The 20,684-nt window shown below is 68.6% G+C and carries 20 protein-coding genes; 8 read left to right on the top strand and 12 right to left on the bottom strand.

Annotated elements, in window-relative coordinates; genetic code table 11:
* Positions 1–8 precede the first annotated feature (8 nt).
* Positions 9–1,097 carry a helix-turn-helix transcriptional regulator gene (locus tag BSY19_RS17155; RefSeq protein WP_069055206.1) on the bottom strand — a complete coding sequence of 363 codons (1,089 nt, stop codon included), beginning with the start codon at positions 1,095–1,097 and terminating at the stop codon, positions 9–11.
* A 139-nt stretch (positions 1,098–1,236) separates the two neighbouring features.
* The gene (locus tag BSY19_RS17150; RefSeq protein WP_069055205.1) at positions 1,237–2,382 is read right to left on the bottom strand and encodes an alpha/beta hydrolase; all 1,146 of its coding nucleotides are present in this window, start codon (positions 2,380–2,382) and stop codon (positions 1,237–1,239) included.
* A gap of 430 nt (positions 2,383–2,812) precedes the next feature.
* Between BSY19_RS17150 and BSY19_RS17145 the strand changes: the two genes are divergently transcribed.
* The 5 genes from BSY19_RS17145 to BSY19_RS17125 all read left to right on the top strand — a co-directional run bounded on the left by BSY19_RS17145 (position 2,813) and on the right by BSY19_RS17125 (position 8,989).
* Entirely contained in the window at positions 2,813–4,363 is a 1,551-nt protein-coding gene (locus BSY19_RS17145) for an AbgT family transporter (protein ID WP_069055204.1), read from the top strand.
* Between the two features lie 62 nt (positions 4,364–4,425).
* Entirely contained in the window at positions 4,426–5,637 is a 1,212-nt protein-coding gene (locus BSY19_RS17140) for a M20/M25/M40 family metallo-hydrolase (RefSeq protein WP_069055203.1), read from the top strand.
* A gap of 53 nt (positions 5,638–5,690) precedes the next feature.
* A complete protein-coding gene (locus tag BSY19_RS17135; RefSeq protein ID WP_069055202.1) occupies positions 5,691–7,529 on the top strand; it encodes an SLC13 family permease in 1,839 nt (612 codons plus the stop codon).
* Between the two features lie 44 nt (positions 7,530–7,573).
* Complete coding sequence (locus tag BSY19_RS17130; RefSeq protein WP_069055201.1) at positions 7,574–7,798, top strand: hypothetical protein; 225 nt, start codon at positions 7,574–7,576, stop codon at positions 7,796–7,798.
* A 177-nt stretch (positions 7,799–7,975) separates the two neighbouring features.
* Positions 7,976–8,989 carry a helix-turn-helix domain-containing protein gene (locus BSY19_RS17125; protein WP_171905161.1) on the top strand — a complete coding sequence of 338 codons (1,014 nt, stop codon included), beginning with the start codon at positions 7,976–7,978 and terminating at the stop codon, positions 8,987–8,989.
* 42 nt (positions 8,990–9,031) lie between these two features.
* Here BSY19_RS17125 and BSY19_RS17120 read toward each other — a convergent pair whose 3' ends face one another.
* Positions 9,032–10,000: a tripartite tricarboxylate transporter substrate-binding protein gene (locus BSY19_RS17120; RefSeq protein ID WP_069055199.1), complete on the bottom strand. Its 969-nt coding sequence runs from the start codon at positions 9,998–10,000 to the stop codon at positions 9,032–9,034.
* Between the two features lie 111 nt (positions 10,001–10,111).
* On the opposite strand from BSY19_RS17120, the gene BSY19_RS17115 reads away from it, so the two are divergent.
* From BSY19_RS17115 to BSY19_RS17105, 3 genes are all read left to right on the top strand, one after another.
* Positions 10,112–10,795: a GntR family transcriptional regulator gene (locus BSY19_RS17115; RefSeq protein ID WP_069057194.1), complete on the top strand. Its 684-nt coding sequence runs from the start codon at positions 10,112–10,114 to the stop codon at positions 10,793–10,795.
* An 86-nt stretch (positions 10,796–10,881) separates the two neighbouring features.
* Positions 10,882–11,787 carry an NAD(P)-dependent oxidoreductase gene (locus BSY19_RS17110; RefSeq protein WP_069055198.1) on the top strand — a complete coding sequence of 302 codons (906 nt, stop codon included), beginning with the start codon at positions 10,882–10,884 and terminating at the stop codon, positions 11,785–11,787.
* Positions 11,787–13,001 carry an alpha/beta fold hydrolase gene (locus BSY19_RS17105; protein ID WP_069055197.1) on the top strand — a complete coding sequence of 405 codons (1,215 nt, stop codon included), beginning with the start codon at positions 11,787–11,789 and terminating at the stop codon, positions 12,999–13,001. Before BSY19_RS17110 ends, BSY19_RS17105 begins: the two co-directional genes overlap by 1 nt.
* On the opposite strand, the gene BSY19_RS17100 is transcribed toward BSY19_RS17105, so the two are convergent.
* The 9 genes from BSY19_RS17100 to BSY19_RS17060 form a co-directional block, all read right to left on the bottom strand.
* Positions 13,002–13,793, bottom strand: a complete 792-nt coding sequence (locus tag BSY19_RS17100) for an N-acyl homoserine lactonase family protein (protein WP_069055196.1) — start codon at positions 13,791–13,793, stop codon at positions 13,002–13,004.
* Positions 13,794–13,801: 8 nt separating this feature from the next.
* The gene (locus tag BSY19_RS17095; RefSeq protein WP_069055195.1) at positions 13,802–14,197 is read right to left on the bottom strand and encodes a carboxymuconolactone decarboxylase family protein; all 396 of its coding nucleotides are present in this window, start codon (positions 14,195–14,197) and stop codon (positions 13,802–13,804) included.
* 36 nt (positions 14,198–14,233) lie between these two features.
* The gene (locus BSY19_RS17090) at positions 14,234–14,953 is read right to left on the bottom strand and encodes an ABC transporter ATP-binding protein (RefSeq protein ID WP_069055194.1); all 720 of its coding nucleotides are present in this window, start codon (positions 14,951–14,953) and stop codon (positions 14,234–14,236) included.
* Between the two features lie 10 nt (positions 14,954–14,963).
* Positions 14,964–15,686, bottom strand: coding sequence for an ABC transporter ATP-binding protein (locus BSY19_RS17085; RefSeq protein WP_069055193.1), 723 nt, complete (start codon positions 15,684–15,686; stop codon positions 14,964–14,966).
* A complete protein-coding gene (locus BSY19_RS17080) occupies positions 15,686–16,669 on the bottom strand; it encodes a branched-chain amino acid ABC transporter permease (RefSeq protein ID WP_069055192.1) in 984 nt (327 codons plus the stop codon). Before BSY19_RS17080 ends, BSY19_RS17085 begins: the two co-directional genes overlap by 1 nt.
* Complete coding sequence (locus BSY19_RS17075) at positions 16,666–17,526, bottom strand: branched-chain amino acid ABC transporter permease (RefSeq protein WP_069055191.1); 861 nt, start codon at positions 17,524–17,526, stop codon at positions 16,666–16,668. Before BSY19_RS17075 ends, BSY19_RS17080 begins: the two co-directional genes overlap by 4 nt.
* Positions 17,527–17,567: 41 nt before the next feature.
* Positions 17,568–18,788 (bottom strand): ABC transporter substrate-binding protein, encoded by a 1,221-nt coding sequence (locus BSY19_RS17070; RefSeq protein WP_069057193.1) that lies wholly within the window; start codon positions 18,786–18,788, stop codon positions 17,568–17,570.
* 175 nt (positions 18,789–18,963) lie between these two features.
* Positions 18,964–19,752: an ABC transporter permease gene (locus tag BSY19_RS17065; RefSeq protein WP_069055190.1), complete on the bottom strand. Its 789-nt coding sequence runs from the start codon at positions 19,750–19,752 to the stop codon at positions 18,964–18,966.
* Positions 19,752–20,615, bottom strand: a complete 864-nt coding sequence (locus BSY19_RS17060) for an ABC transporter permease (protein WP_236840383.1) — start codon at positions 20,613–20,615, stop codon at positions 19,752–19,754. Before BSY19_RS17060 ends, BSY19_RS17065 begins: the two co-directional genes overlap by 1 nt.
* Positions 20,616–20,684: the final 69 nt, after the last annotated feature.

Below are 20,684 nucleotides of genomic sequence, written 5' to 3'. Positions count from 1 at the left end.
GGATCAGCTCAGAATCCCAAATTTGGGCTGTTCATCCCATTCTCCCCGCGGCTCTCGCAATGGATGCAGACAGGACGCTCGGCCTGCCGTGCGTCCCGCAGCCCATGGCCGGGGCTGGCCGCTTCCTGGTGAGACGGTTGCATGCGTTCGCGCAAGTGGCTGGGGCTGCAGCCATATTCCCGCCGGAAGGCGCGGCTGAAGGTGGAGTGGTCGCGAAAGCCGACGCGGCTGGCGATGGCGTGAACCGAGAGCGGTTCGCCGGGCGCGGTGAGATCGCGCCTCGCCTGCAGCAGCCGCTCGCGGTTGATGAAATGGGCGACCCCGCCATCCGCATCGAGCAGCCGGTAGAGCTTCGAACGCGACATCGCCAGAAGCCGGCCGAGCTGGGGCGGGCCGAAATCGGGCGAGCTCATGTGACGCTGGACGATCTGGCGCGCGCGTTCCACCGTGCTCGACGACGGCGCTGGCGCGACCGCCGCGACGGGCTCGCCGGCGGGTGCAAGACAGGCTTCGAGAAGTGCGCGCAGCGCGGCGGCCACGCTTCGCGCCTGGCCGTCGCTGAAATGGCGCGACTGGGTGGCGAGCTGGCGCATGAAGCCGGCCAGCAGCGCCCCTGGGCCGGCTTCGGTCTCGAGCCGCTGCACCGGCCCCGCGGCGCCCGCGCCCTCCAGCCAACCTCCGGGTACCAGCAGCAGGAGCCGTTCTTCGGCGCTGCCGAACCGGCGGGCCGACTGCTCCAGTGCGGCCAGGGCGAGACCGGCACGGGGCGAAACGAACAGTGTCGGGGAGACGTCGCCCGCCGCGCTGCCCAGCAGGGCGACGCAACCCTGGTGCTTGAGCCGCGGACCGCGCTGCGCGCCGGCCGAGGATGGGCCCATGGAGCGGACGTCGCGGATCAGGGTGACATCGCCGAACCGCCATTCGGTCGCGGCGCGTGGCTCCGGGGACAACCAGGATACCGGCTGCGCGGGAAGCGCGCCGGTGGCCGCCAGGATCCACGTCCGCTGCTGCGGCGCGGCATCGTCCTGCGCAACCGTGATCGGCGAAAGGACGGGTCCCGCCGTGAAGGGGGGTCGAGGGCTTTTCGACAGGGCCATGGTCGCCTCCGTGAGTGCGGATTGTTGCGTGCGGCTTGTCTTCCGAGCGTCCCGTTCAAACTCTAGTCCGGGGTGTCCTCCGTGTTTTGATGTCGCTCAATTGTCTCGGCACGATTGGCCATGGTCAAGAAACCCTGCGTCACTCGCGGCGTGTCGTGGCGGCGTCGAAGACGCGGATCGGCGCGGTGATCAGCAGACCGGCGGCCGAGCCCACCGTCTCCAGCGCCGTTCCGGTGCCGGTGACGTCCGAATCCGTGATCACCTGGCCTTCGATCAGGCGGTTGCCGATCAGCCGGACGATTTCGGGGCTCGAGGCGTAGGTGTCGTGGTTGACCCGGTCTCCGGCCTTGATTGCGCTGATGTCGACGACGGTGATGCCCTTGAGGTCGCCGAGCTGCGCCAGGTAGTCTTCGCGGGACAGGTCGATCGCTCCCAGCCGGGTCGCGCCGCGCGCCAGGAACTGCGAGAGCTGCAGCGCGCGGTCGTTCTGCGAGGCGAAGATCGTGATCTGCGGCCGGCGCGGACCCATATCCTCGATCTGACGCCGGAAGACCCCGACATCGAGATCGGGCGACGCCAGGATGACGTTGTTGATCTTGGCCGGGATACCGCCGTTCTTCAGCGCGACCTGCTTGAGCGCCTCGACGGCGAGCCAGGCTCCCATCGAATGGGCCAGCACGACGACCTCGCCGACAGCGGGGCTCTTCGTCGCCATCATCAGGACCTCGGCGAGATCGGAGCGCGAGTAGGACGCGTTGTCGAGGTCGAGACGGTAGTCGAGCAGGCGCCCGCGCGACGGCCAGGAGAACAGGATCGGCGCGGCATTGGCGTCCGAATCGTGGGCGAGCTGCGCGAAGCGGAAGACGGCCCGGTCGAAGGGCGTGTTGAATCCGTGCACGAAGATGAAGGCGCGCCGCTTGCGACCGCCGGCCGAGGCGAACCAGCGCGGCAGATCGGATTTCTGCAGCGACGTCGACGCGCTGACGGTGAAGTCCGTCTCCGGATTGCCGGGCACCGAGCGTGGGACCTGGATCGTGCCGGGCTCCCGGTTCCGCGGGATCGAGACGACGATGTTGCTGAAGGAGACGCCCCTGCCCCGCTCGCCATCATAGAGCACGCCGGGCTCGTCCGAGACCGCCCGCGTCGTCGCAGTGAGCATGTCGAGCTTGTCGGTGTTCGGGATGGGAGCGACGGTCTGGAGCAGGCCGCGTGGTGCGGAGGCACAGCCCGCCAGCAGCAGACCGGTGGCGAGGATCGCGGCGATGCGTGCCGGAGCCGGGTTCATGGCCGCCCCCTGTCGCCGGCCTGTCCCGGGACGCAGCGTCGCGTCGTCGGTTGCTGTTCCGGCATGAGGCAAGACTCCGAACTCTTCATCGACCGGGCGGAACGTCCCGCCGGACACGTCGCGTGCGTCCGGAACGGTTCCGGCCGGGCTGACCGGGCTCGCAACCCGTTCGTGACGCTGCGGTATTGAAGCGACGTAACGGTTGGAAGACAAGCCTCGCCGCCCTGCTTTCGTCACAAAGCGGTCGGCCGGCCACAGTCTCGCCCGCTTCCCGCCATTTTGGGACAGCCGGCCCAAGCTTTGGGATTCTGTGCCGATGCCCTAGCGGCTCATCCCACTAAGTTCGCCCTCTAGCCTTCGCGCGGGACTGCGTCCCGCCGAACGGGTCGTTGTCGCCGGGGCCACGCTCCGGCCCGGGAGGAAAGCCAAGATGGCGATCGAGAGCACCGCACCCAAGACCACGATGCAGCGCTTCCTCGACGGCGTCGAGAAGGTCGGCAACATGGTGCCGCACCCGGTGGTGATCTTCCTGATCCTGATCGGCATCGTCATCGTGCTCTCGGCCGTGTTCAGCCTGTTCGGCGCGCAGGTGTCCTACGAGCGCATCAATCCCGAGACGCACAAGATCGAAGTCGCGTCGACGGCGATCCGGAGCCTTCTCAATGCGGAAGGCATCCGGTTCATCTACTCCTCGCTGGTTCCGAACTTCATGGCCTTCACCGCCGTGGGCCTGATGATCGCCGCCATGATCGGCGCCGGCGTCGCGGAAGAATCGGGGCTGGTCACCGCGCTCATCCGCAAGCTGGTGATCATCTCGCCGCCGGCCGCGCTGACCTACATCCTGGCCTTCGTCGCGATCACCGCCAGCATCGCGGCCGATGCGGGCTATCTGGTGCTGATCCCGCTCGCCGGCATCGCCTATCTGGCCGTCGGTCGCAACCCGATGGCGGGTCTCGCGCTCGGCTTTGCCGGCGTGGCCGGCGCGTTCACCGTCAACATGCTGATCAAGCCGCTCGACGCCGTGCTCGTCGAGTTCACCAATGACGCCGCCCGCCTCGTCGACCCCGCCCGCAGCATCGGCCTGGCCTCGAACGTCTGGTTCTCGGTCGCGTCGGTGATCGTTCTGACGATGACCATCGCCTTCATCACCGACAAGGTCGTCGGCCCGAGGCTCGGACCTTATGACCCGACGAAGGCGGCCGAGGGCACGACGACGGATCAGGCGGCGCTGTTGTCCGAGTCGGAATCCCGCGGCCTGCGCTTTGCCGGCTTCGGGCTACTCGGGCTGATCGCCGTGTTCCTGCTGTTGACCGTTCCCGCCGGTGCGCCGCTGCGCAATCCGACGACGGGCGAGCTGATCGGCAATTCACCGTTCATGAACGGGCTGATCGCCCTGATCATGCTGATCTTCCTGACCAGCGGCTGGTGCTACGGCATCGGGGCCGGGACGGTGCGCACACTGACGGACGTCATCGCGGCCATCGAAAAATCGATCAAGGGCCTCGGGGGCACGATCTTTCTGTTCTTCATCCTGAGCCAGTTCGTCGCCTACTTCACCTACACCAACATGGGCACGGTGATGGCGCTCAGCCTCGCCGGCGTGCTGCAGTCGGCCAATATCGGCGCACTGCCGCTGCTGCTCGGCTTCATCGTCGTCGTCGCCATCATCGATCTGCTGCTGACCGGGGCCATCGCCAAATGGGCGATCTTCGCGCCCGTCTTCGTGCCGCTGCTGATGAAGCTCGGTGTCGAGCCGGAAGCCGTGCTCGCCGCCTACCGCATCGGCGACAGCCCGATGAACATGATCACGCCGCTCAACGCCTATTTCGCCATGGTCGTCGGCCTGATGCAGCGATACGACCGCAACGCCGGTGTCGGCACTGTCGTGGCGCTGATGCTGCCCTATCTGGCCGGAATGTTCCTGGTGTGGACGGCCCTCTTCGTGGTCTGGAAAACGCTGGGATTGCCCTGGGGCCTGTGAGCCGTCGTGCCCAACCCTGAAAACAAGCCAGGCCCGCTTACCAAAACGGGCCCTCAACTTGGATGGATGTCATGAGCACTGCCAATATCCCCCTCGACGTCGAGGCGGCGATCGCCCACCTGATGAACTTCCTCTCGGTCGAGGGCGTCACCGGCCAGGAGGCCGCCATCGCGGCCGCCGTCAGCGATGCGCTGATCAAGATCGGCGTGCCGGCCTCGGCGATCCGCTACGACGACGTCAACAGCCGCATCCCGCTGCCGACGCAGACCGGCAACCTGATCGTCGAACTGCCCGGCACCAAGCCGGGCCCGCGCCTGCTGTTCTCGACCCATCTCGACACCGTGCCGCTCTGCGCCGGCGCCAAGCCGCGGCGCGAGGGCGACCGGATCGTCTCCGACGGCACGACGGCGCTGGGCGGCGACGCGCGCACCGGCGTGGCGCTGCTGGTCGTGGTGGCCGAGACGCTGATCAAGAACAAGCTGCCCCATCCGCCGATCACGCTGCTGTTCACGGTGCGCGAGGAGAGCGGCCTTCATGGCGCCCGCGAGCTGAACCCGGCCGATCTCAAGAGCCCGGCCATGTGCATCAACGTCGACGGCCAACTCGCCTCCGAGCTGATCATCGGCGCGGTCGGCCAGGAGAACTGGGAGGTCGAGATCACCGGCCGCGCCTCGCATGCGGGTGTCGCGCCCGACAAGGGCATTTCGGCGACCATGGTCGGCGCCATCGGCCTGACGGAAGCCCGCGCCGCCGGCTGGTTCGGCAAGGTGGTCAAGGGCGAGGCCTTCGGCAGCAGCAACATCGGCATCTTCGGTGGCCGGGACGGCAAGCCGGCCGGCGACGCTACGAACGTCGTCACGGATTATGCCTTCCTGAAGGGCGAGGCGCGCAGCCCCGAGCTGAGCTTCGCCACCCAGATCGTCGACGGGTTCGAGGCGGCCTTCGCCAAGGCCAAGGCCGCCGTCACCGACCATGAGGGCGCGACCGCCGAGGTCGTCTTCAAGCGCGCCGCGGCCTATCCGCCCTTCCGGCTGGACCAGGACGCGCCGGTCGTGAAGCGCGCCACCCGCGCGCTCGGAATCCTCGGCATCGAGCCGACCTACATCTTCTCCAATGGCGGACTCGATGCGAACTGGCTCGACCGGGCGGGCGTTCCGACGATCACGATCGGGGCCGGCCAGGCCGAGATCCACACGATCAAGGAATTCGTGAAGCTCGACGAATACGAGAAGGGCTGCCGGCTCGGCATCCTGATGGCGACGCTCGAAGACTAAAAGACCGTTCCGGCGGCCGAATCCGTCGACGAGGCCCAACGAGGAGCTGACGCGTGAGCCCCATTGCCTATACCGCTCTGATCATCGCCGCGGCGGTCGTCCTGTTCGTCACGAACAGGGTTCCGGTCGTGCTGGTGGCGATGGGTACGGCGCTTTCGCTCTGGGCGACCGGCGTCCTGACCCTGCCGCAGGCGCTGGGCGGGCTCGGCGACCCGGCGGTGATCTTCATCGCCGCGCTATTCGTCGTGTCGTCCGGCCTCGAGGTCACGGGTGTCACCGCCTGGGCCGGGCAGCTCCTGATCAAGGGCGCGGGCGAGGAAAGCCGCACCCGCCTGCTGCTGCTGACGATGGGCCTCGTGGCCCTGCTGACGGCGCTGATCAGCGTCAACGGCGCGGTCGCGGCGCTTCTGCCGGTCGTCGTGGTCATCGCGGTCCGGCTCAAGCGCAACTCCTCGCAGCTCCTGATGCCGCTGGTCTTCGCCGCCCATGCCGGCTCGATGCTGGCGCTGACCGGCACGCCGGTGAACGTCCTCGTCTCCGAGGCGGCGTCGGATGCCGGCGTCGGCGGCTTCGGCTTCTTCGAATTCGCGCTGGCCGGCATTCCGCTGCTCGCCGGCTCGATGGCGATCATGATCCTGTTCGGGCAGAAGCTTTTGCCCGAGCGCAACGGCGCGACGATGCCGGCCGATTTCAGCCGCCACGCCAAGACGCTGGTCGAGCAGTACGGGCTCGCCAGCGGCGTCTACCAGCTGCGCGTGCGCGCCAGCTGCCCCTATATCGGGCAGGCGGCGACTGCGATCGACCTTGCCGCCTTCCCGGGACTCCAGTTCGTCGCGATCCAGGAGGGCGACAGCGCCGGACCGCTGCGCCGGAACGCGATCGCCGAGGGCGACCATGTCCTGCTGCGCGGCGATGCCGAGGCGGCGGCCACCTTCGCCGCGACGATGCATCTGGCCTTCCGCGACGAGAGCGCGGCCAGCGGCGGCGGCGAGGAGACGCTGTTCAACAAGCGCTCCGGGCTCGCCGAGGTGGTGATCCCGCCCCGCTCGGGCCTGATCGGGCAGAGCGTCTTTCCGGGCATGGTGACCGAGAGCGGCGACCTGATCATCCTCGCCGTGCAGCGCTCGGGCAACGAGATCGCCGCCGGCAACGCGACGAGCGAGGCCGGAGGCGTGGTGCTGCAGGCGGGCGACACGATGCTGCTGCAGGGCACCTGGAAGGCGCTCGACACCCATCTCGACGACCCCGACGTGCTGGTCGTCAGCTCGCCGGAGCTCGTGCGGCGCCAGGCGGTGCCAATGGGACCGGGCGCCAAGCAGGCCGTCGTGATCCTGTTCGGCATGGTCCTGCTGCTGGCCACCGGCATCGTGCCGCCGGCCGTGGCCGGCCTGCTCGCCGCCGGCGCCATCATCCTGACCGGCATCATGACGGTCGAGCAGTCCTACCGCGCGATCAGCTGGACCACCGTGATCCTCGTCGGCGCGATGATGCCGCTCTCGACGGCGATGGTCGAGACGGGCGCGGCCAAGCTCTTGGCCGAGCGGCTCGTGCTGATGGTCGGGGACGCCGGGCCGATGGCGCTGCTGGCGGGCCTCTTCATCCTGACCGCGGTGATGGGCCAGCTCATCAGCAACACCGCCACCGCGCTGATCGTGATCCCGATCGGCGTCGCCGCCGCCGCCAGCATGGGCATCTCGCCGAAGCCCGTGCTGATGAGCACGGCGGTCGCGGCGGCCGGCGCCTTCCTGACCCCCATCGCCACCCCGACCAATCTCATGGTCATGGGCCCCGGCGGCTACGCCTTCAGTGACTACTGGAAGCTCGGCCTGCCCCTGCTGATCTGGTTCTTCATCGTGGCGGTCTTCATCGTGCCGCTGATCTGGCGCTTCTGAGAGCCCTGGATACCTCGCCACCTCATGCAGGGAAGGACATGACGATGTGGGTTCGAGCGATCATTCTGGCTTCCGGACTGGGCCTTGCAGCCCTGGCGGCTCCGGCTGCCACCGCTGCGCCGGTCGCCTCGGCGCCCGGCATCACCGCCGAGGGCGGCGTCGAACAGGCCAACTGGCATCGCCGTCGCTGCTGGTGGGAAACGCGTCGGTTCCGTGACTCGCGCGGTCGCTGGCAGACGCGCCGGGTCCAGGTCTGCCGCCGCTGGTGATCGGTCACCCAAGAGCGCTGGTGACAGGGGGGCAGCCGCCCGGGAGCAGGAGCCCGCTGCCGTAGAGGTCGCGGAATTCTCGCACCTCCCGGATGCTGCGTCCGCGGGACAACGTAGCGCGTGTTGCTTCCGTGCCCGCCATGTTACCCTTCGGCATTGACTATGCCGGGGGGCTTCATGATTCCAGTCCGATTCACGACCAGCGGCCTGCCGATCCGGGAGCAGTTCGATGCGTGGCGGGGCTGGTTCGACGGCGTCTTCAACATCGCCCTGAACGAGAGCGAGGCCGGCTTCGCCGCCAGCAGTGTGGTCTGGACGCTGGACGAGTTCGGCCTCAGCCACGTCAAGGCCCCTGCCCTGACCGCGGTGCGCGACACCGCCCTGCTGCGCGCGAACCCGATCGACCATTGGGTGATCACGCTCGGCCATCGCCGGACAGTGGGATCGGGCGGCGGCGGCCTCATCCTCGATGTGCCGGGGTCGGTGCCCTATGTCGCCTCGCTCGGCCGCGAACTCGTCAGTCAGCGCTCGAGCGACGAGCGGCTGCAGCTCTATCTGCCGCGAGACAGCTTCCGCGAACTCGCGCCGCTGCTCGACGCGGCCCAGGCACAGGCCCTCGACACGCCGCTCGGCCGACTCCTGGGCGACTATATCGGCCTTCTCCAGCGCAGTTTCAGCGAGCTCGAGGCCGCGGACATGCCGCGCCTGACCAATGCGGTCCGGGCCATGGTGATGGCCTGCACAGGCCCCTCGTCCGATCGTCTCGACCTCGCCTCCAGCCAGATCAATGTCACCCGCCGCGAAAAGGTCCGGCAGTTCATCGACCAGAACCTGCGCGAGCCGAGGCTCGATGCCACGATGCTGTGCCGCGAGGTCGGCATGTCGCGCACGCAGCTCTATCGCCTGTTCCAGGACGATGGCGGCGTCGCGCGCTACATCCGGCACCGGCGCCTCCTGCGCGGTTATGCCGATCTCTCCGATACCGCCAACGGCGCCAGCATCAACGCCATCGCCGATGCGCTGTGCTTCGAGGACGCTTCCAGCTTCAGCCGTGCCTTCAAGCAGGAATTCGGCCTGAACCCGCGCGATGTCCGTGCCGCGGCCGCCGCGGGCCTGCTGCTCCGGGCCCGGCGGCAGGACGCCGGCGCGGAGCAGCCGCGCACCCTGCGCGAGTGCCTGCTGCAGTTCTGAGCGCGAAGACCCGCGGTCAGGCCGCGCGCACCGCGCGTGGCGTCACTCCTTCGGGACGTCCTTCAGCACGGCCTCCCAGCGCTCGACCTCGGTCTTCACCAGCTGGCCGAGATGCTTGGGACCGCGAATGGCGGCCGGCGGAACCGGCACGGCGAGGCCCTCGAAGCGCGTGCGGACGAAATCCGAGGAGAGGCTCTTGTCCAGCGCGGCGACCAGCCGCTCGACGATCGCGGGGCTGGTGTCCTTGTGGACGGCAAGCGCATTCCAGACCTTCATGCCGAACTCGGGCAGCCCGGCCTCCGCGAAGGTCGGCACGTCCGGCGCCTGCGGCAGGCGGCTGTCGCCGGTCACCGCCAGTGCCGTCACGGAGCCTGCGGCATGCAGCGGCAGGAGCGTCGCCGTCTGGTCGATGACGCCGTCGACGAAGCCGCCGATCAGGTCCTGGATCGCTGGCCCGGCACCCTTGTAGGGCACGATCGTCGCCTTCAGACCCGACAGGTTCAGCAGGAGCCGCGGCGCCAGATCGGAGGTCGCGCCGAATCCGGCCGTGCCGAACGTCACCTTGTCGCCCTGCGCCTTGACCCGGGTGACGAAGGCCCGGAGGTCCGTGACTCCGCTCTTCTTGCTCACGGCCATCACCATCGGCACGTCGGCGACGAGGCCGATGGGGGCGAGATCGGTGCGGGGATCGTAGCGCTGGTCCTTGAACAGCGCCCGGCTGGCCGCCATCGGCCCCATATTGCCGAACAGGACCACGTAGCCGTCCGGCTCGCCGCGGGTGACGCGCTCCGTCCCGGACCGGCCGCCGGCCCCGCCGACATTCTCGACGACGACGTTCTGGCCGAGCGCCTTGCCCATCTCCTCGGCGAGAATGCGGGCCAGCACGTCGGTGGTGCCGCCCGGCGCGAAGGGCACGAGCATCGTCACGGGTCGGTTCGGATAACCCTGCGCCGCGACGGGCGCGATCGCCAGCGTGGCTGCGGCCGCCAGGCCGAGCAGAAGCGTTTTCATGGATCCTCCCGAGATCACTTTTTGCTGAATTGCCTGCCATCAGACAATCTGACATTCCTGAGGTCAAGAGCGGAGATTGACGGCGTGCCCGCGCCCGGCAATGTGTTCCCCATGAACGAGATGAATCTTCGCATCCCGCGGCAGGCGGCCACGCTGCGTCTCCTGGTGGAGGACCGGATCCGGGAGGCCATCGCCTCCGGGCATTTCCGGCCGGGCCAGCGCCTCGTCGAGCGCGAACTCTGCGAGCAGATCGGCGTCGGCCGGACCTCAGTGCGCGAGGCGCTGCGCCAGCTCGAGGCCGAGGGCCTCGTCGTCACGGTGCCCCATCGCGGGCCCGAGGTCTCCTCAATCAATTTCGACGAGGCCCGCCAGCTCTATGACGTCCGGGCGCTGCTGGAAGGCTTCGCCGGGCGCGCTTTCGCCGAACAGGGCAGCGAGGAGGCCCTCGCCGAGCTGAAGCAGGCCGTGGCGGGGTTCCGGCAGGCGGCCCGCAACAGCGACCGCGCGCAACTCGTCGCGGCCAAGACGCGTTTCTACAGCGTGCTGATGGAGGGCGCCGGCAACATCTTCGTCAAGCAGTCGCTGACGATGCTGCACAACCGCATCACCCTGCTGCGCTTCACCTCGATGACCCAGCAGGGTCGGCTCGACGACAGCGTCGCCGAGATCGAGGCGATCTACGAGGCCATCGCGGCCCGCGACGGCGCGCGGGCCGAACAGGCCTGCCGGCACCATATCGCAATGGCGGCGAAGGTCGCGCTGGCGGTGCTAGAGCGAGAGCCTCGCAGCGGCTAGCTCCGCGAATTGACAGATTGTCTGATAGCGCCCAGAAATCCGACCGACGCCGCGCCGCCCTTGGCGTGACGCCGGAGGATCGTTCCATGCCTGACAGCGCCAGCGCACCTGCCCCCATCGCCTTCATCGGCCTCGGCCAGATGGGCCTGCCGATGGCGCGCCGGCTGATCGGTGCGGGTTTCAGCCTGCGCGGCGCGGACCCGGCCGAGGCGCCCCGGCAGGCGCTGGTCGAGGCGGGCGGTACGGCCTTCGCCGATGCGAAAGAGGCCGCCGAAGGCGCCGGCATCCTGATCACCATGTTGCCGAATGGCCGGATCGTGCGTGACGTGCTGCTCGCCTCGGGCGCCGCACGCGCATTGGCCAAGGGTGCGCTCGTCATCGACATGAGCTCCTCGGCACCGACGGAGACGGTTGGCCTCGCGGCGGATCTCGCGCCGCTGGGCCTGCACCTGATCGACGCGCCCGTCTCGGGTGGTGTGAAGCGCGCCATCGACGGCTCGCTCGCGATCATGGCCGGCGGAGCGGCCGAGGCGGTCGAACGCGCCCGGCCCGTGCTGGCGGCGATGGGCAAGTCGATCTTTGCGACGGGGCCGATCGGCTCCGGCCATGCGATGAAGGCGCTGAACAACTATGTCTCGGCGGCCGGGCTGGTCGCGGCCTGCGAAGCTCTCCTCGTCGGCGGCCGCTTCGGCCTGGCGCCGGAGACGATCGTCGACGTGCTCAACGCCTCGACGGGTCGAAACAACTCGACCGAGGTGAAGATGAAGCCCTTCGTCATCTCCGAGGCCTTCAACTCGGGCTTCTCGCTGGCGCTGATGGCGAAGGATCTGCGCATCGCCGCCGATCTCGCCGATCATCTCGAGCTTCCGCTGCCGCAGATCCAGTCTGTGGCCGCATTGTGGGAGGCGGCCAAAAGCGGGCTCCGCGCGCAGGCCGACCACACCGAGATCCACCGCCATCTCCAGGCGCTCGCCGCCGGCTCGCGCAGCTGATGGGCCTGCGAGCGCGCATCGCCGCGGCGGCCCACGACGCCGAACTGCGCCGCCTCGGCGCCGGCCTCGCCGCGGTGCTGCGGATCGAAGGCGCGGGCGACGACATCCTGCTGCGGCTCGATGACGGCGTCGTGGTCTTCGAGGGCACGGCGGCGCCCGACATCGTGCTGTCGGCGGCGGACGCGGACTGGGCGAGGCTCCTGACCCTGCCCCCGCCGCCGCGCTTCCAGGCCTTCACGGCGCTGGCGATCGCCAATCCCGCCTTCACCCTCTCCGGCGACCCACTCGTGATCGCGCAGGCCCGTGCCGTGATCGAGCGGCTGATCGAGCTCGTCGTGCTCTCGCCCGCCGCTCCGGCGCCCTCCGTCACCCGGCGGATGGGCCAGATCGAGGGGCGCTATCACCGGGTCGTCCTGCCGGAGGGCGCAGCCGAGATTTATGTCGAGCGCGCCGGAAGCGGGCGGCCGGTGCTGTTCCTGCACACGGCCGGCGCCGATTCCCGCCAGTTCCACGGACAGCTCGCCGATGTCGCGCTGGCCGCAGAGTGGCGCCTGATCGCGCCCGACATGCCCTTCCACGGCCGCTCGATGCCACCGGAGGGCTGGCAGGGCGAGCCCTACCGGCTCTCGGGCGCGCGCTATCTCGGCTGGTGCGCGGCGATCATCGAGCAGGTCATCGGCGAGAAGGCAATCGTCGCCGGCGGCTCGATGGGCGCGGCGCTCGCTCTGCTGCTGGCCGCCGAGCGGCCCGATCTCGTCGCCGGCGTCATCGCGATCGAGCCCCCCTTCCGCTCAAAGGGGCGGCGCAACCTGTACCAGCACCACGTCGGCGTCCATGCCGGGCTGCACAACGCCGCCTTCGTCCGCGGGCTGATGAGCCCGACGAGCCCGCTCGACAGCCGCCGCCGGGCCGCCTGGATCTATTCGCAGGGCGCGCCCGAGATCTATGCCGGCGACCTCGCCTTCTATTCCGACGAGTTCGACGGCGCGGAGGTGGCGCCACGCATCGACGCCGCGCGGACGCCGGTCTCGCTGCTCTGCGGCACCTATGACTACTCGGCGACGCCGGAGGACGGCGCGAAGCTTGCCGCGCTGATCCCCGGCGCCGATCTGTGCGTCATGGAGGGGCTCGGCCATTTCCCGATGTGCGAGCACGCGGACCTGTTCCGCCCGCATCTGCTGGCGGCGCTGGCCCATATCGGAGGGCCGCGCTGACTAGCGCAGCGGCGGGAGATGCAGGGCGACCGTCTCGCCCTCCGAGCCCTCGACCGCGGGATAGAGCTCCCGCACCAGCGGATCGTGACCGGCGATGATCCGCTCCTCAGCCCCGGCGAGGCGGCGCGCGGCGCGCCAGCCCTGCGCCAGCGCGCCGAGATCGAAGAAGATCGGGAACGGGTTCTGCCGTTCGATATTGGCCATGAAATGCGCGGCGTCGCTGGCGAGCACGATCGGGCCGCGCGCGGTCTCGACACGAACCATCTGCAGGCCCGCGCTATGGCCGCCGACCTTGTGCAGGGTCAGCCCCGCGTCGATCTCGGCATCGCCGTCATGGAAGACGACACGCTCGGCATAGACCGCGCGCACCATCCGCACGACATCCTCGACGTCGAAGGGGTAGCGGATGCAGGCCTGGCACATGTGCCGGCCGGTCGCGAAGCCCATCTCCGCCTCCTGAAGGTGGAAGCGGGCCTTCGGGAAGAGATCGAGATTGCCGGCATGGTCATAGTGGAGATGCGTGATGACCACGTCCTCCACCGTGTCGGGCGCGATGCCGAGCTGGCGCAGCGCCGCCTCGACGGGGCGGATCAGGGTGCGGCCGCGCTTGGCTCCACCCTCGGGGGTGAAGCCGGTGTCGACCACGACGACCCGCCCGCCGCGCCGCACGACCCAGACGAAATAGTCCATGGGCATGGGCGCGTCGTGCGGATCGGGCGCGCGGATGAAGTTCTCGAAGGCCCGGCGCTCATGCACGGCATAGCGCAGGGCGAAGACCTCCCAGCCGGCCATCGCCGGTCTCACTTGTCGGCCGGAACGGCTCCCTCGGCCTTCAGCACCTCATGGGCCGCCTTGAAGGCGTCGAGGCCGGCCGGGATGCCGCAATAGACGGTGGCGTGGAGCAGAATTTCCTTGATCTCGTCGACGGTGACGCCGTTGGCGAGCGCGCCCTTGACGTGGAGCTTGAGCTCGGCGGGCTTGCCGAGCGCCGTCAGCATGGCGAGGTTGAGCATCGAGCGCGTCTTGTGCTCGAGGCCGGGCCGCGTCCAGGCATAGCCCCAGCACCATTCGGTGGTGATGTTCTGGAAGGCCATCATGAAGTCGTCGGCCTTGGCCAGGCTGCCATCGACATAGTCGCTGCCCAGCACCTTGCGGCGGACTTCGAGACCCTTGTTGAACTGATCGCTGTGCGACATCGGCCTTGACCCTTTCATGGTGGTGTTCGGTGGTCCTCAGAGCCCGAGATAGGCGCTTCGGACGGCATCGTTTCCGGACAGTTCTGCGCTCGTACCCGACAGCACGACCCGGCCGCTCTCGAGCACATAGCCCCGCCCGGCGACGGAGAGCGCCAGCGTGGTGTTCTGCTCGACCAGCAGGATCGACGTTCCCGTCCGGCTCACGGCCAGGAAGGTGTCGTGGAGTTCGTCGACGATCTTCGGCGCGAGGCCGTGGCTCGGCTCGTCGAGCAGGAGAAGCCTCGGCTGGAGCATCAGGGCCCGGCCGATCGCGACCATCTGCTGCTCGCCGCCCGAGAGCGTGCCGGCGAGCTGTCCGAGCCGCTCGCGCAGCCGGGGAAACATCGTCAGCACCCGGTCGCGACGCACCGGGAGATCGCTGGCGGAGCGCACCGCATAGGCGCCGAGCATGACGTTCTCCTCGACCGTCATCTCGGGGAAGACGTGGCGACCTTCCGGCACATGGGCGATGCCGAGCGTCGGGATCGCATGGGAGGGCCGGCCGACGAGTTCGGTGCCGTCGAAACGAATGCTGCCGCGCGCGGAGACGAGCCCCGAGATCGTGCGCAGCAGCGTGCTCTTGCCCGCCGTGTTGGCGCCGATCACGCAGACGAACTCGCCCGCGCCGACCGCGATCGAAACGTCGTGCAGCACGTCGAGGCCGCCATAGCCGGCGTTCAGCCCGGCGATCGACAGAAGCGGAGGCTGGCTCGTCATCGCACCCTCCTCACGCCGCCGACCGGCCGAGATAGGCTTCGATCACGGCCGGATCGCGCGCGATCTCGGCCGGCGTGCCGGTGGCGATCCTCTGGCCGAAATTCAGCACGACCAGCCGGTCGCAGAGCGCCATGATCGCGCGCATGTGGTGCTCGACCACGACCAGCGTCAGCCCCTCCGCGCGCAGCTGGCGCAGCAGCGCCATGAAGGCGTCCATCTCGGCATGGTTGAGCGCCGCCATCGCCTCGTCGAGCAGCAGGACCCGCGGCTCGGTGCAGAGCGCGCGCGCCACCTCGACCCGGGCCCGCTCCGGAAAGGAGAGATCGCGCGCGATCTTGCCGGCGATCGCGCCGATGCCGACGCGCTCGAGGCAGCGCATCGCCAGTTCCCGGGCCTGAGGAATCGCGTGGCGCATCAGCCCGCCGGTCAGGACATTGTCGAGGACCGAGGAGTCGAGGAAGAGCGCGACGTTCTGGAAGGTCTTGACCATGCCCGCAGCGGCGATCCTGTGCGGCTTCAGGCCGACGAGGTCGCGGCCGTCGAGCCGGATCGTGCCGGAATCGGGGCGGTGCAGGCCGACCAGCGTCGAGAACAGCGTCGTCTTGCCGGCGCCGTTGGGGCCGATCAGCCCGAGGATCTCGCCCGGCGCCACGGACAGCGACACATCCGACAAGGCCTGCAGCCCGCCGAAGCGCTTGCCGAGGCCGGTAACCTCAAGCAGAGGGGCGACCATCAGCGTTCCTCCCGGCGAAGCAGGCGTCTGATCCGCGGGCCGATGGCCATGAAGCCGCGCGGCTCGACCAGGATCACGAGGATCAGCAGCACACCGAAGACCAGTTGCGAGAGCCCGGCCGCCTGGGCGGAGAAGACCTGATTGGCGATCTCCTCGAGCGGGATGACGAAGAAGGCGCCGAGGATCGGGCCCGCCGCCGTGCCGATGCCGCCGACGATGGCGATCATCGCCATCCGCACCGAGATCGAGGCGACGCCGAAAACGGTGTCGGGATCGAAGAAAAACTGGAACTGGGCGTAGAGCGTGCCGAGCGCCGCCGTCAGCGCACCGGAGATCACCGCCGCGACGATCTTGGTGCGGGTGGTGTCGACGCCGATGACCTCGGCCGCGTCGGCATTCTCCTTGATCGCCCGCAGGCGATAGCCGAGGCGGCTGCGCTTGATCGCGACGAAGATCACGGTCACCACGACGAGCGCCCCCAGCATCACCCAGTAGGAGGCGCGGGTCTCGGCAAACTGCATCAGGCCGAGGCTCGGCTTGGCGAAGGGCACGGAGATGCCGACCGGCCCGCCGGTCAGACCGCCCCAGCTGTTGGCGACGACGCGCATCACCTCGCCGAAGGCGAGCGTCGCCAGGGCGAAATAGTGCCCGCGCAGCCGCATCGTCGGCAGGCTGATCAGGAGCGCGGCAAGCCCGCCCAGCACCGCCGCCGCGACCATGCCGAGCCAGGGCGTGATGCCGAAATGGATCAGCAGCAGCGTCGAGGTGTAGGCGCCGATGCCGAAGAAGGCGGCGTGGCCGAGCGAAATCTGGTTGGCGAGGCCCGCGACGATGTTCCAGGCCTGCGCCATGGCGGCGAAGAGCAGCGCCAGGCAGAGGATGCGGATGCCGTAGCCGCGCGGCTCGAAGGCGAAAGGCAGGGCGATGGCCAGTGCTGCCAGCAGCGCGAGCCCGGCCCATTGCCGGGGTGAGACGCCGCTCATCGGGCCGCCCCCAGCAGGCCCTTCGGCCGGAAGGCCAGCACCGCGATGAAGACGACGAAGAGGACGAGGTTCTGCAGCTGGATCGGGAAGACCAGCGCCGAGAGCGACTGGATGATGCCGACGGCGAGGCCGCCGACGACCGCGCCCGCGACCGAGCCGAGCCCACCCAGCACCACCACCGTGAACATCAGCACGGCGAATTGCGTGCCGACCGTCGGCGAGGCGGTCAGATAGGGCAGGATCACCGCGCCGCCGAAGGCGGTGAGCCCGACGCCGAGCGCGAAGGCGAGCATGTGCATGCGGTCGGCGTCGATGCCCATCAGCCGTGCGGCCATCGGGTCCTGCGCGGTGGCGCGCATGGCGCGGCCAAACCAGCTCGACTTGAGGAAGAGCCAGAGCGCCAGCCCCGAGGCCACCGACATGGCGAAGGCGGCGAGATAGGGCACCGAGATGAAGAGCGGCCCGAGCTGCAGCGACGAGGTCTGATAGGGCGTCGAGACCGAGCGGAAGCCCGATCCGAACATGAGGAGCGCGGCGTTCTCCAGCACGATCAGCAGGCCGACGGTGAGGAAGATCTGCGCCACCTCGGGCGCCTTGAGCACGCGCTTGATCAGCACGTGCTGGATCGCGGCGCCGAGCAGGAACACCACGGCGAAGGCGAGCGGCGCCGCCAGCAGCGGATCGAGCCCGAGCCAGGCCCAGGCGTAATAGGCGACGAACATGCCGAGCATCAGGAACTCCGCCTGCGCGAAGTTCACGATCCCCATCACGCCGAAGACCAGTGTCAGGCCGATCGAGATGACGGCATAGACACCGCCGATCATCAAGCCGTCCAGGATGGCCTGAACCACCGCCATAGCCGTCTCTCTCCCCTGCCCGGCCGCGACCGCCTGTCGGCTCAGCCGGTCCAGACGGCCTTGGCCTTGGCGACGTCGGCGGGCCAGACGGTGACGAGTTCCTTGTTGCGCCACTGGACCATGACGGGCACGGAGAGCGTGTTGAGGCCGGTCTTGTCGAACTGGACGGCGCCGCCCGTCATGGCCTTGTTCCAGCCGCCCTCGAAGCGGGCGCCCTGGAGGGCCTTGCGCAAATCCTCGGGCTTGGCCGACTTGGCCTTCTCCATCGCCTGCGCCAGCACATCCATGCAGACGGCGTGCTCCAGCGCCTCATGGACCATGAAGTAGCCGAAGCGCTTGCGGAAACGCTCGGTCAGTTCCGGCGCGAGGTCGTAATTGGCCGGCGAGATCGAGAGGACACCCTCGGCGAATTCGCCCAGCCCCTTCTCGAAATCGGGAATGACGTAGCCGGCCGCGCCGCCGATGGCGGGGATGGTGATGCGCTGCTGGCGCATCGCGCGGATGATCTGCAGGGAATCGTTGAGATAGGAGACCGGGAACACCGCCTGGGCGCCGGAGGCGCGCAGCTTGTTGATCAGCGGCGTGACGTCGGTGATGCCCAGCGGATAGGCGTCGTCCATGACGATCTGGACGCCGGCTGCCTTGGCGCCCTCGCGCAGGCCGCCCGCCTGCGAGGTGCCATAGGCGGTGTCCTCGTACATGATGGCAACGCGCTCGAGCTTCTGGCCGGCGCTGGCGGCGATGGCGGCCGTGCCGTCGAACTGCGCCTTGCCGATCACCGAGGCCTTGGCGACGACCTGGAAGATGTTCTCGAAGCCGCGCCCGGTGATCTGGTCCGAGAAGGACATGGTCAGCAGCGGCACGCCCCGACGCTCGGTGACCTCCGAGATCGCGATGGTGAGCGACGAGGCGAAGGCTCCGAGGATCGCCACGACGTCGTTCTGGGTCAGCAGGCGCTGGGCGACATTGGCGGCGGTGGTCGGCGTCGAGGTCGAGTCGGCGATGACCAGATTGATGCGGGCCCCGCCGAGCGCCTTGATGCCGCCGGCGGCATTGATCTCGTCGGCGACCAGTTCGATGCCGTTGCGCGAATTGATCCCGAACTGGGCGTTGGCGCCCGACAGCGGCACGATCACGCCGACATTGACGGCCTTGCCCTGGGCGACGGCGTCCCGGATGACATGGGGCGCGGTGATGGCGCCGGCGGCACCGAGCATGAGGCCCCGGCGGCTGACGCCGCGAGCGAACGACTTATGCGACATCGATTCCTCCATCGTGCAGGCGCCTTCTCTGGGCCCTTCACGCCGAAAGATGTCGTACAGAACAGCAGGGCTGTCAACCGATTGACAGATTGTCTGATAGCTATTCGGGCCGAAGGTGATGGCCCTGACAGAGTCGTCAGGCTTGCCCGCTCCGGTGGCCCTCCTCCGTGCCGTCTCAGCCGGCCGCGCGTTTCTGGCTGCTCGTCGCCAGCAGCACCAGAATGAAGGATGCTGCCGTCAGCAGGGTCGAGATCGAGGCGATGGTCGGGTCGATCTCGTCGCGCAGCGCGGTGAACATGCGCTTGGTCAGGGTCTGGTGCTGCCCGCCGGAGACGAAGAGCGCGATGATCGTCTCGTCGATCGCCGAGATGAAGGCGAAGATGCCGCCGGCGAAGACACTGGCCTTGATCTGGGGCAGCGTCACGGTGAGGAAGGCGCGGAAGCGGTTCATGCCGAGGCTGCGGGCGACCATCTCCTGCGTCTTGTCGAAGCTCTGCAGCCCGGCCACGACCGAGGTGATGACATAGGGCAGGCCGAGCATGACATTGGCCAGGACGAGCCCGGTCAGGGTCTGGATCAGCCCGATCTTGGCGTAGATGAAGAAGATCCCGATCGCGATGATGATGATCGGCACGATCAGCGGCAGCATCAGCATCATGTGCAGCGAGCGCATCAGCTTCGTCTGCGAGTGGCTGATCGCATAGGCGGCGGCCGTCCCCAGTGGCGTCGCGACGATCACCGTGAGGACACCGATCAGCAGGCTCATCCGCGTCGCCTGCATCCAGGCGGGATTGCCGAAATACTCGGCATACCAGCGCAGCGAGAAGGCCGGCGGCGGGAAGGTCAGGAAGCGCGTCGCCGAGAACGACATCGGCACGATGATCAGCAGCGGCAGGATCAGATAGAGCAGGACGAGGCCGACGAAGGCGCCGAAGACGAGGCGTGGCAGGAGCGGCTGTTTCATCACTTCTGCCCCAGCATCTTGTCGAGCGGGATGATGCGGCCGACCGCCATGAAGATCGCGAGCACGCAGACCAGCAGCACCACCCCGACCGCGCTGGCCGCGCCCCATTCGTTGTAGAGCTCGACGTTCCGGCTCACGACCATCGAGATCATGATGGTGCGGCCACCGCCGAGCAGCTCCGGCGTGATGTAGAAGCCCAGCGTCAGCACGAAGACCAGCGTCAGCCCGGCGACGACGCCCGGCAGCGACAGCGGCAGGAAGATGCGCAGGAAGCTGTGCAGCGGCCCGCCGCCGAGGCTGGCGCCGGCCAGCATCAGCTCGCGCGGGATCTTCTGCATGGTCGAATAGAGCGGCAGCACCATGAAGGGCAGCAGGATGTGGACGGTGGCGATGATCGTACCGAGCTCGTTGTGGACGAGCGCCAGCGGTTCGCTGATCAGGCCGAGGCCCTCGAGCATCTGGTTGGTGACGCCGGTGCGCTGGAGCAGGACGAGCCAGGCATAGGCGCGCACGAGAACGCTGGTCCAGAACGGCAGGATCACGAAGGAGAGGATCAGCACGTCCCAGGGCCGCTTCACATGGGCGGCGGCATAGGCGACGGGGTAGCCCAGGATCAGGGTCATCACGGTCACGATCAGCGCAATGCGGAAGGTGAGCGTGAAGCTGCGCCAGTAGATGTCCTCGCTGAAGATGCGGCGGTAATGCTCCAGCGTGAAGCCGTTGTCGTAAAACGACTGCGTCATCAGCCAGCCGACGGGGATGACCACCAGCGCGAGGATGACGATCACCGCCGGCGAGGCGAGCAGGAGCATGAGCCCCTGCTCGCGGCGCCTGTAGCGGGCGGATGGGTCGATGGCGGTCATGAGAGCATCCTCGTCATGCCCGGGCTCGCCCCGGGCATCTCCTGCAAGAGGTTCTCGGGTCCGCGCCAG

It is taken from the genome of Bosea sp. RAC05 (assembly GCF_001713455.1).
In the GTDB taxonomy this organism is placed as follows: Bacteria; Pseudomonadota; Alphaproteobacteria; order Rhizobiales; family Beijerinckiaceae; genus Allobosea.
Note: the sequence above shows the minus strand (reverse complement) of the source record. Positions and strands in the feature narration are given on the sequence as shown.

Coding starts and splice junctions, on each gene's coding strand:
- BSY19_RS17085 (WP_069055193.1), bottom strand. CDS start 15,686: ATGGTCGCCCCTCTGCTTGAGGTTACCGGCCTCGGCAAGCGCTTCGGC.
- BSY19_RS17060 (WP_236840383.1), bottom strand. CDS start 20,615: ATGACCGCCATCGACCCATCCGCCCGCTACAGGCGCCGCGAGCAGGGG.
- BSY19_RS17080 (WP_069055192.1), bottom strand. CDS start 16,669: ATGAGCGGCGTCTCACCCCGGCAATGGGCCGGGCTCGCGCTGCTGGCA.
- BSY19_RS17125 (WP_171905161.1), top strand. CDS start 7,976: ATGATTCCAGTCCGATTCACGACCAGCGGCCTGCCGATCCGGGAGCAG.
- BSY19_RS17105 (WP_069055197.1), top strand. CDS start 11,787: ATGGGCCTGCGAGCGCGCATCGCCGCGGCGGCCCACGACGCCGAACTG.
- BSY19_RS17110 (WP_069055198.1), top strand. CDS start 10,882: ATGCCTGACAGCGCCAGCGCACCTGCCCCCATCGCCTTCATCGGCCTC.
- BSY19_RS17100 (WP_069055196.1), bottom strand. CDS start 13,793: ATGGCCGGCTGGGAGGTCTTCGCCCTGCGCTATGCCGTGCATGAGCGC.
- BSY19_RS17120 (WP_069055199.1), bottom strand. CDS start 10,000: ATGAAAACGCTTCTGCTCGGCCTGGCGGCCGCAGCCACGCTGGCGATC.
- BSY19_RS17130 (WP_069055201.1), top strand. CDS start 7,574: ATGTGGGTTCGAGCGATCATTCTGGCTTCCGGACTGGGCCTTGCAGCC.
- BSY19_RS17075 (WP_069055191.1), bottom strand. CDS start 17,526: ATGGCGGTGGTTCAGGCCATCCTGGACGGCTTGATGATCGGCGGTGTC.
- BSY19_RS17150 (WP_069055205.1), bottom strand. CDS start 2,382: ATGAACCCGGCTCCGGCACGCATCGCCGCGATCCTCGCCACCGGTCTG.
- BSY19_RS17140 (WP_069055203.1), top strand. CDS start 4,426: ATGGATGTCATGAGCACTGCCAATATCCCCCTCGACGTCGAGGCGGCG.
- BSY19_RS17065 (WP_069055190.1), bottom strand. CDS start 19,752: ATGAAACAGCCGCTCCTGCCACGCCTCGTCTTCGGCGCCTTCGTCGGC.
- BSY19_RS17090 (WP_069055194.1), bottom strand. CDS start 14,953: ATGACGAGCCAGCCTCCGCTTCTGTCGATCGCCGGGCTGAACGCCGGC.
- BSY19_RS17115 (WP_069057194.1), top strand. CDS start 10,112: ATGAACGAGATGAATCTTCGCATCCCGCGGCAGGCGGCCACGCTGCGT.
- BSY19_RS17155 (WP_069055206.1), bottom strand. CDS start 1,097: ATGGCCCTGTCGAAAAGCCCTCGACCCCCCTTCACGGCGGGACCCGTC.
- BSY19_RS17070 (WP_069057193.1), bottom strand. CDS start 18,788: ATGTCGCATAAGTCGTTCGCTCGCGGCGTCAGCCGCCGGGGCCTCATG.
- BSY19_RS17095 (WP_069055195.1), bottom strand. CDS start 14,197: ATGTCGCACAGCGATCAGTTCAACAAGGGTCTCGAAGTCCGCCGCAAG.
- BSY19_RS17145 (WP_069055204.1), top strand. CDS start 2,813: ATGGCGATCGAGAGCACCGCACCCAAGACCACGATGCAGCGCTTCCTC.